Source organism: Pseudomonadota bacterium, from assembly GCA_039815145.1.
Taxonomy (GTDB): domain Bacteria; phylum Pseudomonadota; class Gammaproteobacteria; order Steroidobacterales; family JBCBZW01; genus JBCBZW01.
In genome coordinates, this window is the sequence record JBCBZW010000155.1 from 1 (window position 1) to 10513 (window position 10513).

At 67.9% G+C, this 10513-nt stretch carries 9 protein-coding genes; 4 read left to right on the forward strand and 5 right to left on the reverse strand.

What is annotated here, in order from left to right; translation table 11 throughout:
- Positions 1-172: 172 nt before the first annotated feature.
- The 5 genes from AAF184_22340 to AAF184_22360 form a co-directional block, all read right to left on the reverse strand.
- A complete protein-coding gene (locus AAF184_22340) occupies positions 173-1438 on the reverse strand; it encodes a hypothetical protein (GenBank protein ID MEO0425091.1) in 1266 nt (421 codons plus the stop codon).
- 148 nt (positions 1439-1586) lie between these two features.
- Positions 1587-2102 carry an adenine phosphoribosyltransferase gene (locus AAF184_22345; protein ID MEO0425092.1) on the reverse strand — a complete coding sequence of 172 codons (516 nt, stop codon included), beginning with the start codon at positions 2100-2102 and terminating at the stop codon, positions 1587-1589.
- A 53-nt stretch (positions 2103-2155) separates the two neighbouring features.
- Positions 2156-3007, reverse strand: a complete 852-nt coding sequence (gene rlmJ, locus AAF184_22350; protein ID MEO0425093.1) for a 23S rRNA (adenine(2030)-N(6))-methyltransferase RlmJ — start codon at positions 3005-3007, stop codon at positions 2156-2158.
- A gap of 5 nt (positions 3008-3012) precedes the next feature.
- Positions 3013-4599, reverse strand: coding sequence for a peptide chain release factor 3 (locus tag AAF184_22355; protein MEO0425094.1), 1587 nt, complete (start codon positions 4597-4599; stop codon positions 3013-3015).
- A gap of 159 nt (positions 4600-4758) precedes the next feature.
- Positions 4759-5133, reverse strand: a complete 375-nt coding sequence (locus AAF184_22360; protein ID MEO0425095.1) for a hypothetical protein — start codon at positions 5131-5133, stop codon at positions 4759-4761.
- A 237-nt stretch (positions 5134-5370) separates the two neighbouring features.
- Here AAF184_22360 and AAF184_22365 point away from each other — a divergent pair, with 237 nt between their 5' ends.
- The 4 genes from AAF184_22365 to AAF184_22380 all read left to right on the forward strand — a co-directional run.
- On the forward strand, positions 5371-6192 hold the full coding sequence (locus tag AAF184_22365; protein MEO0425096.1) for a hypothetical protein: 822 nt from the start codon (positions 5371-5373) through the stop codon (positions 6190-6192).
- A gap of 1 nt (position 6193) precedes the next feature.
- Positions 6194-6577: a DUF6165 family protein gene (locus AAF184_22370; protein ID MEO0425097.1), complete on the forward strand. Its 384-nt coding sequence runs from the start codon at positions 6194-6196 to the stop codon at positions 6575-6577.
- A 197-nt stretch (positions 6578-6774) separates the two neighbouring features.
- Complete coding sequence (locus AAF184_22375) at positions 6775-8913, forward strand: DUF3857 domain-containing protein (GenBank protein MEO0425098.1); 2139 nt, start codon at positions 6775-6777, stop codon at positions 8911-8913.
- On the forward strand, positions 8910-10513 hold a 1604-nt coding region (locus AAF184_22380), incomplete at its 3' end, for a hypothetical protein (GenBank protein ID MEO0425099.1). The genes AAF184_22375 and AAF184_22380, both read left to right, overlap by 4 nt.

Genomic DNA, 10513 nt, shown 5'->3' on the forward strand with positions numbered 1-10513 from the left:
ACTTCGCCTACGAGACCCGCTTCCAAGACGTGCTCGACGCGCTGGCGGCCGGCAAGCCGGCCCCCGTCGCGCACGATGCAACCTATACCTCTCCCCTGGTGAGGTAGAGGCTCGTCATCCGCTGGAGGACGGTGCTCCCCCGCCCCCTCGCATCGCCCCGGCGGCGGGCGCCTCAGTCCTGCGACACCACCACGTGCGGCCGCCCGTCGAGGCGGTAACGGATCCCGTACTCGCGGGCCTTGGCCTCGAAGTCCGCGAGCTGCTCGGCGGGCAGGATCTCCCCGACGCCCTGCACTTCGAACAGATCTCCCGCGTACAGCAGCATCAGCAGGAACGAGATCAGCGCTTCCGTGCTGGTGAAGTTGCAGTGGCCGTAGCGGTCGTAGGGAACGTGGAAGTGCTGGGTGAGGTAGTCGAGGTTAAGCAGGGTCTTCAGTACGTAGATCGGTGCGTGGAAGTACGGCACCTGCTCGTCCGCCGTGGTGTGGATGGTGATCAACGGTCGATCGAGGCTGCCCGTGGTCTGGTAGTTCTCGATCTCCACCAGGGCGGCGGAGTCCGCCTCCACCCGCTGCACGCGCTCGTTGATCAGCTCCGTCAGGCGAATGCCGCCGAACACCTTGTCGGTGTTGCCGAAGGGGAAGCCGCCGAGCACTTCGGTGGCATCGTCGTAGTTGACCACCGCGTAGCGCAGCACGGCCTCGGCGCTGTTGATCGCGCTGGCGAGGAAATCGTTCGGGTCCACCGGCAGCTCGGCAGCGGCGACCCACTCGAGGAGCCGACCCTGGTTCGCCTGCAGAGCGGGCTCGATAGTCTGGAAGAAGTAGTCAGGCCAGTTGTCGGCGATGTCCTGGGGCTCGTTGAAGGGGCCGCCGGGCAAGAGGCCGGGCCAGAGCACTTCGAAGACCAGTCGGGCATTGCCGAAGTACTCGAGCTGCAGGTTGAAGTCACCGATCGGCCCGCAGGCCGCCACGCCGCCGTCGACCACGTCGGGGCTGCCCTCGGTCAGCAGCGTCGTGATGATGCCGCCCTCGGACGCGCCCACGAGGTAGACGCGCTCCGGCGCACCCTGCTCGGCAGTGAAGATATCGACCAGGTCGAGGATGTCGTCCGAGCCTTGGAGAATCGCAAGGCCGGTCTTCGAGTAGCTGTTGGTGGCGAAGCCGTAGCCCAGGCCGTTGAAGAGTTCGTCGAGGCAGACCTCGTCGAAGCACAGCTGATCCTCGGGGATGCTGACCGGCTCAGTGGCGTCCTGGAAGCCGTGCGCCCAGATCACCAGGCGGTTGTTGTAGTCCTCGGGCGGCGGCATGCAGATGCGGTAGATGGAGCCGCTGTCCTGCAGGGCGTCCGGCCCGCAGGTCGACTGCGCCGACGCCGCAGGCGCGTGGCTCAGGGCGAGGAGGACAAAGGCGGCGATCAGGGTCAGCGAGGACTTCATGGCGTGACTCCGGCGTGGTGCTGAGCGAAGGGCGAGCGACCTGCTAGGTCGCGCACACTGCCCTGCAGCCTACGCTCGCGCTTCCAACGCTCGCAACCGCCACGCGCTCTGCAGCGCACCAATGACACGCCGCGACACGATGACCGCGTCAGTAGCTGAGCAGCGCCTCCACGCGACGCTCCGGAAGACGTTGGCGACCGTTCAGAAAGGCCAACTCGATCACCACGCTGACGCCGACCACGCGGGCACCTAACGCTTCCACCAGGCCGACGGTAGCGCTCATGGTGCCCCCCGTGGCCAACAAGTCATCCACGATGAGCACGCGATCCCCGGGATGGACGCCGTCCTCGTGGATCTCCAGCGTGTCCTTACCGTACTCGAGATCGTAGGACTGCGACTGGGTACGCCAGGGCAACTTGCCGGGCTTGCGCACCGGGGTGAACCCCAAGCCGAGCTCGAGGGCGAGGGGTACGCCGAAGATGAACCCGCGGGACTCGATGCCGACGATGCGATCGATCTCCAGGTCCTGCACCCGCTCGACCATGGAGCGAATGGCAAGACGCAAGCCTTCCGGATCGGCGAGCAGGGGTGTGATGTCTTTGAAGACGATGCCGGGCTTGGGGAAGTCGGGCACGTCGCGGATCAGGCGAGCGAGATCGTCCATGGTCGGTCAGAGGCTTTCGATGCGCAGGATGCGCCGATGGTAGCAGCTTGGTGCTAGGCCTTGCCCGCTTCCGGCACGAGCCAATCATCCTCGGTTCGCCCGCCCGTGACCGGGTCGCCGAGCGTCTGCGCGAGCCACGCATCGACGGCGGGCCACTGCTCGGCGAAGGGCCACGGCGGGTTGGCGATCAACAGGCCGCTGCCGATGAGGCCGGTGCGCGCCGGGTCGCCTACCTGCAATTCGCTGCGCAGGATCGGCCCTGGCACCGAGCGGGACAGGACGCCCTGGAGCAGCGCATCGTGGCGCCCGGCGCGGGGGCCACCCAGCAGGGGATACCAGACGGCCACCGTAGCGGTCGCCCAGCGCTCACGAGCTACAAGCAAGAGCTGGACCGCCTCGGCGTACTCGTCGAGGCGCTCGTAGCTGGGATCGATCAGCACCAACCCGCGGGGCGTGGCCGGTGGCAACAGGGCCGGCAGGCCCTCGCGGGCATCGCGGGGCGCATGCACCGCCACCTGTCGGTCGCCCTTGAACGACGCCTTCAGGGCCTTGCCGTCCTGGGGGTGCATCTCAAAGAGGATCGCGCTGTCCTGCTCCCGCGCCAGGTGCGAGGCCAGCCACGGGGATCCGGGGTACTGCCCCTCTCCTGTTGCCTGAACGCACGTGAGGTAAGGCGCCAACGCCGCTGGCGCGTGCTCCGCCTGGGCCTGAATCCTGGCTATCCCTTGCTGCCACTCGGTGGCGCCCTCACCCTCGAGCGGATAGCGCCCTGCCCCCGCGTGCGTGTCTACGTAGCAGTAGCCGCGGGCCTTGCGCTGGAGCAAGGTCAGCATCGCCACCAGGGCCGCGTGCTTGTGTACGTCGGCCAGGTTGCCCGCGTGGAAGGCGTGGCGGTAACTGAGCAAGGCGCTTAGGTGCCGTGCTCGCGCGTGGCGGCGAAGGTCACTTCGGGGAAGCGCTCTTGGGCGAGGCGCAGGGCCACGCGCGTCGACGCGAGGAACACCAGCTCGTCCGCGTGATCGAGGGCGAGGTTCTCTTCCTGCTTACGCTTGAACTCCGCGAAACGCTTCTCGTCATCGCAGCTGATCCATCGCGCCGTGTGCACGCTCACGGACTCGAAGCGCGCCTGCACGCCGTACTCGTGTTGCAGGCGATGCGCCACCACGTCGAACTGCAGGATGCCCACGGCGCCGAGGATGAGATCGTTGCTCACCAGCGGCTTGAAGAGCTGCGTCGCGCCCTCTTCGCACAGCTGGGTCACCCCCTTCTGCAGTTGCTTGGCCTTCAGCGGGTCGGCCAGCACCACGCGCCGGAACAGCTCCGGGGCGAAGTTCGGAATGCCGGTGAAGCGCAGTTCGTCGCCGGCGCTGAAGGTGTCGCCGATGCGCACGGTGCCGTGGTTGTGCAGGCCGATGATGTCGCCGGGGTACGCTGTCTCCACGTGTTCGCGGTCGGAGGCCATGAAGGTGAGCGCGTCGGCCAGCTTCACGTCCTTCCCCGTGCGCACCTGGCGGGCGCGCATGCCCTTCTCGTAGCGACCGGAACAGACGCGCATGAAGGCCATGCGATCGCGGTGGTTAGGATCCATGTTCGCCTGGATCTTGAACACGAAGCCGGAGAAACCGGGCTCCTCGGGCTGCACTTCGCGCAGGGTGCCGTCGCGCGGCTGGGGCTGGGGCGCGTGTACGACGAAGTCGTCGAGGAGCTCGGTGACGCCGAAGGTGTTGATGGCGGAGCCGAAGAACACGGGCGTCTGGCGACCGGCGATGAACTCATCCGGATCGAACTCCGTGCTCGCGCCCTGCACGAGTTCCACCTCTTCGCGCAGCTCGTCGGCTTGATCGCCCAGCACCTCATCGAGCTGGGGGTTGTCGAGGCCCTGGATCAGGTCGCCGTCGGCGCGGGTGCCGTCGGCGGACGGCTGGTACAGGCGCACCGTGTCGTTGCGCAGGTGGTAGACGCCCTTGAAGCGCTTGCCCATGCCGATGGGCCAGGTGACCGGTGCGCAGGCGATCTTCAGCACCTCCTCCACCTCGTCCATCAGTTCGATGGGCTCCTTGCCCTCGCGGTCGAGCTTGTTGATGAAGGTGAAGATGGGCGTATCGCGCAGGCGGCACACCTCCATCAGCTTGATCGTGCGCTCCTCCACGCCCTTGGCCACGTCGATCACCATCAGCGCCGAATCGACCGCCGTGAGCACGCGGTAGGTGTCCTCGGAGAAGTCCGCGTGGCCCGGCGTGTCGAGCAGATTCACGATGTGATCGCCGTAGGGGAACTGCATCACCGAGGAGGTCACGGAGATGCCGCGCTGCTTCTCGAGCTCCATCCAGTCGGAGGTGGCGTGGCGGCTGGCCTTGCGACCGCGCACCTCGCCGGCCACCTGGATGGCGCCGCCGTAGAGCAGCAGCTTCTCCGTGAGGGTGGTCTTGCCGGCGTCGGGGTGCGAGATGATCGCGAAGGTGCGTCGGCGGCGCAGTTGCTCGAGGAATTCACTCATGCCGTGGGGGCCTGTGACGGGTGATCGCACGCCCAGCAGCAGCGCGCGAGGTGGCGGCAGGCGGGACGGCTTTAAGGAAACGCAGCGCTCTTCAGAAGCGTCCGCGCTGGACGCGGCGCGAGTATACCAGGCTCACGGGAGCCCCCTTCGCGCGGTGCCTCAGGCGGCGGACACCGCCGGCGCGACGCGAAAGTGGGCGCGAATCGGATCGCTCTTCAGGAATCCCCCCACGCCCACGAAGTAGACGGCCAGCACCAGGTAGCCGACCAGGCGCGGCACGTCGCCGAGACCCGAGATGCCGAACACCCCGTACATGAGCCACACGCCACAGGCGAAGGCGAAGCCGTACGCGGCAAGCTTGGCCAGGTGCCACATGAGAGGCCGGTCGATGAACAGCAACGGCCCGAGGGGCGCCAGGGACACCAGCCCGAGCAGGACGAACCAGCTCAGACGCGCGGGCGTGAGCGCGAGCACCAGGAGCAGCACCAGGACGGCGCAGTGGAACATGGCGAGGTTTCGCAGGCTGGCGGGCATGGAGGTCTCCGCGGCGGTCAGATGCGGTGGTGCTTTCGGCACGGCCCTCACTGTGGATGCGCCGCCCGCGCCTGACAAGGCATTCGAGGGGCCCGGTGCGGCATCTAAAGGCACGACACGCTACTCGGGACTGACCCAAAGACTTGCTATCGTTCGGGCGTCATAATCACGGGGCCACCCCCGTCGGGGGTCGACGGCCACCACTGTAGGACAGCGCGCTTTAAGGAGCGACAACGCATGGATCCCGATAAAGAAGTAGAACTCTCCGTCCGACGGGTGGTGTCGGACGAGCTGCGACGACGCGGCGGCGCTGGCGGCGGCGGCCCCTTCTCGGGCCTCGGCGCCCTCGGGCTCACGCTGATGTTCGCCGCCTTCGTCCTCGCCTTCGGCTTTCTGCACTGGCAATCCCTCGCCCAGGCCGAAGCGCAGCTCGAGGAGAGCCTCGACAGCCGCATCCTCGAGTTCCGCATCGCCGAGAGCCTGCGCGCCCGGGTCAACGCCTACGTGACCGACGCGCTGGAACAAACCGTCGCCGCCGACCAGACCCAGGAGGCCCTGCGCTCGATGGTGGAAGACCAGGCCACCGCCGCCATCGACGATGCCTCCGCGGTGATCCAATCGCGCGTCTCGAGCCTGGTGCGGGCGAGCCTCGCCAGCCTGCCCAACGGCACCGATCTGGTGGCGTCGTTACAGGTGCCGAGCGGCGCCGTGATGGCCTTCGATCGCCCACGTTGCCCAGACGGTTGGAGCCCCTACGACGCCCTCGCCGGGCGCACCATCGTCGGCGCCGGCCGGGGCATCGGCCTCACGCCCCGACGCGTGGGCGATCGCGGCGGCGAGGAGCAGGTCACCCTGTCGCTCTCGCAGATGCCCCAGCACCGCCACGCCAACCCGACCACCGGCAGCAACCAGGTGATCCAGGAGGTCAACGGCCTCGCCATCGAGGGCCGCGGCAGCTACGGCCCGCAGCACGCCCGCCCCACGGAGACCGCGGGCCAGAGCCAGCCGCACCAGAACATGCCTCCCTTCCTGGCCCTGATGTACTGCCGGAAGAACTAGCGTGATTCAGGTGCCCGTGTCCGTCGGCGAGTTGCTCGACAAGATCAGCATCCTAGAGATCAAGCACGCGCGCATCGACGATGGGGCCAAGCGCGAGAACGTGGCGCGAGAGCTCGACGCCCTGCGTGAGGTGCGCGATCGCTCCGTGCCCACCTCCCCAGCCTTGGAGGCGCTCTGCGCGCGTCTGCGGGAGGTCAACGAAGCCCTGTGGGAGATCGAGGACGACATCCGAGCCAAGGAGCGCGAGCAGCGCTTCGACAGCGAATTCATTCACTTGGCGCGCAGCGTTTACCGCACCAACGATCAGCGGGCAGCCCTCAAGCGCGAACTCAATGAACTCACCGGATCGGCCCTGGTCGAAGAGAAGTCCTACGCAGACTACTGAGTCGCCTAAGAGATCCTTAACATCTCCTTGCAATCGCTGGTTTTACCTACTTGACATTGCCGCGAACTTAACGGCTGAAAACGGCGCCCGGCACCCCGCGTAACCCGTTTCGGTCGGTCGTGCGTTAACCGTTATACTGAAGCTCCAAGCGTTTTCGATAACCTATCCGTTCGATGCCCCACCGCTCGCTCCCAACGATGACCTGGCCCGCCGCCAGCGTCAGTCTGGCGCTTGCCCTGAGCCTGGCCGTTCCGGTCGGCGCGGGGGCGGCTGCAATGGCGGCGACCCCCTTCGCCGCCCCGCCGGCGGCGTCCGCGCAACGGGCCCTGTCGGAAGCGGAGCGGGACGCCGGCGTGGTCGTGTTGACGCACGAGATGCACATCGAGGCCTTCGCCCGAGACGGTGAGGAGTACACGGAGGAGTTCCACCACCTGCGCTACCTGGTGCTGGACGCGATGGGCGCCGCCGAGGTCAGCCAACACGTCTTCTTCTCTGCCGACGATGAAAGCTATGAGGTGCTCTCCCTCGAAGGGCAGACGATCGCCGACGACGGCACCGTCATCCCCCTCGATGAGCAACGCGACGTGCAGCTCCTGGATGCACGCGACGGCACCGGGCTCTCCACGCTCTCCTTGCGCAGCGTGAACTTCCCCCGGGTGGCCCCCGGCGCCATCCTCGACCTCGCCTACCGAACGCGCGTGGACGGCATCCAGCCGATCAAGCTCGTCCGCCTCGAGCGCGACTACCCCACGCGGGATCTGACCCTGCGCATCCGCATGGTCAGCGACGATGATCGACGCTGGGTACCTACGCGAATCGGCAGCTTGCCGCCGTCGGCCACGGCCACCCTGACCTCGCAGATGGAGCTCCTGCTCGAGGCGCAGGACGTGCCGGCCAAGCGCGTCGAACCCTTCGCCCCACCCGACGTGCGTCGAGGCCTCGCCTTGGCGCTCACGCTGGAGGAGGTACCGCAGGGCGCTTGGCAGGATCATCTGCTCCTGTGGGCCGGCCAGCCGCCGCAGATCACCGGCGATCAAGCGACGGGACGGCTGGGCGCACCCGCCATGGCCCTCGACGGCTGGGGCCTTCAGCAATCGCCTGCGGCCGCCGAACTGGCCGAGGTGGAGCGCCTCATCCGCGATCACCTCGGCGAGGCCCTGAAGAGTGAGCGCCGTTTCCTGGGCCGCACCCGGCGAGCGGAAGACACGCGCACGGTGGCACAGCTGGCGCCGCCCAACCTGCCGTGGCACGAACGCGCCGAACGGCTCTTCGATCATGCGCGCAGCCGCCTGCGCGTCGATACAGCGAGCAGTAACACGACGCTAGACCGCGCCCTGCGCTCGGGCTACGCCGGCCCGGGTGAAGTCACCCTCTACTACCAGTACCTGCTCGACAAGGCCGGGATCCGAAACCGCCAGGCCCTGCTGCTGAGCCGCAACGGCCTACCCTTCTCCCCGGCCCTCGGCGCCCTCGCCCCCTACGACCCGCTCTACGTGGTGGAGGCAGGGCCGGAGGACGCTCCACGCTACTACCCGGTGGGGGATCCGGTGGCGAATGCGCGCGGCGTGCCCGATCCCTACTTCGGGGCTCTTGCCTTCGTGCGAGAGCGCAACGGCGATCGTTGGGCGCCGAAGCGCGTCCCCGTGTCTTCGCCCATTCATGAGCTCACGGTGATCGAGTTCACCTCGGACATCGCCCCGAGCGGCGAGGCGACCGATCTCACCATGCGCATGTTCCTGGAGGATGCGGCCGCCCGATCGGCCCGGTCCACGCTTCGCCTGCGGGGCGGCGGCGTATACGCCGGCAGCGAGGCGGCCACGGACTACGCGCGTGACATGCTCTCGGCCTGGGTGGGGCTGGATCCGGAGCCGGATCCGAAGATCTCGTCGGACACCATGATCAGTCCCCTCGAGCCGCTGCCGTTCGTGATCGAATCGCAGTGGCAACCGCGCGTGCAGAACCTCGACGGTCGCCTGCTCGTGCGCGCCCTGCCCGACAGCTGGCGCACCAGCAACCCCTTCACGGCGACCTCGCGTTCCCTGCCGTTGTGGTTGGCGGGCGGCGACTACGACCTGCGCATGCGCTGGCGCTTGCCGCCGGGCTACGCCTACGCCGGGGAGTCGATCAGCGAGCACGTCACCGGTCCCGCGGGACTCGAGTTCACCTTCACTGTAGAGACGGAAACGACGCCCAACGGAGAGTTCCTCACGAGTAGTCTGGTCCTGTCCGAGCCCTACATTATCGATGCGGCCGATTACACCGACGTGCAGCGCTTCTTCGAACGCCTGCAACGCACCGTCGACCGACGCAAGCTGCTGCTGGTACCCAACCCATGACCGTTCGGCAATCCCTCCGCGTGAGGCTCCTGGCCCTACCTACCTTCATTGCTAGTCTGCTGATGGTCGCCGGCCTCGCGGGGAGCCCGGCGGCGCTCGCCCAAGCGCCCGTGCCGGCCTGGGCGGAATCCCTGACGCGCCCCCGGCTGGTGATCGATGGCGGCTTCCTGGCCGCGGGCGACGCCTGGGTCATCCAATACAGCGAGGTCATCGTCGGCCGCACCGACGATGGCCACCTGCGCCGCACCTATCGCCAGGTGCTGCAGCCGCTGTTCAATGAGGGGGAGGAGAAGCTACAGCTCTCCGTACCCTTCAACCAGGCCTCCCAGGTGCTCGACGGCCCCCGAGTGTGGATCCCGAAGGGTCGACGTCACGAGGTGATGGACCTCACCGACAGCATCGAGGTGCCCCTGCTCGACGGCTCCACCATCACCGCCATGCGCTCCCTGCTGGTCAACACCCCGCCCATCGCCGGCACCAGGCGCAGCACGGTGATCGCCGAGTGGAGCGTGACCGACAAGGTGGCCTACCCGGGCGAGGACGTGATCTTCCCCCTGGAGGCCTACCCCACGATCGAACTGGTCATCCGCCCCGAGGGCGGCGCGAACGCGCCCCTGCTGCGCCTGGTGAATCCGAACGGTGACGTCGAGCGCGTGTCGGAGCAGGGCATCACGCTGTTCGACATCCCTGCCTCCCATCACCTGCTGGTGGACGATGAGCACCCGTGGCTCGCGAGCCTGTTCTCCAGCGTGCCCTTCATCCACGCCAGCCTGCACGCCAACGACGGCGAACGCTGGAGCGACGTCGCAGCGCGCACCCGCGCCCTGTTCGACGCCGCCTTGCGCGAGGATGCCCGCGAGCCGTACCTCACCCAGGCCCGCGCCCTGACGGCGCACCTGGAGAGCGACGCCGAGCGCATCGCCGCCCTCGCCGCCTTCGCCCAGGGCCTCACCTACCGGGATATCCAATGGGGCATCGGCGCCTTCCGCCCGGAGGCCCCGAGCCAGGTGCTGCGCACCCGCAGCGCCGATTGCAAGGGCAAAGCGCTGCTGCTGCACGCCATGCTCGACGCCGTGGGCGTTCGCTCGACGCCCGTGTTGGTGAACATCGGCGATCGCTACCAGGACTACGACGCGCCCGCCTCGCCCCTCGCCTTCAACCACGTAGTGCTCGCCATCGACGCCCCCGACGGGGCCTCGCTACCCGGCCGCCTAAGCACAGGCCCGGGCAGCGGCTGGGTGCTGTTCGACCCGACGGACGCCCTCGCCACCTACGGGCAACCCGCCCACCGCTTGATGCAACGCCAGGGCTTGTGGCTGGCCGAGGGCGGCGCGCTCTTCCGCATCGAGCAGGCACAACCCACGCCGACCGAGACGGTTACCGTGGACGCCACCCTCACCGAGCAGGGCGACCTGCGCTTCGCCGTGGAACTGACGGGCCCCGGCGGATACGCCTACGACGCTGCCATGAGCAACGCCTCGCCCACACGCATCTCGGAGCGCCTCCGCGAAGGTCTTACCGAACGTTTTCGCCAGGTGATCCCGGGCCTTCAGATCGACCAGAGTCGCTACACGCCTCCGGATCATCGCCAGCACGCCGG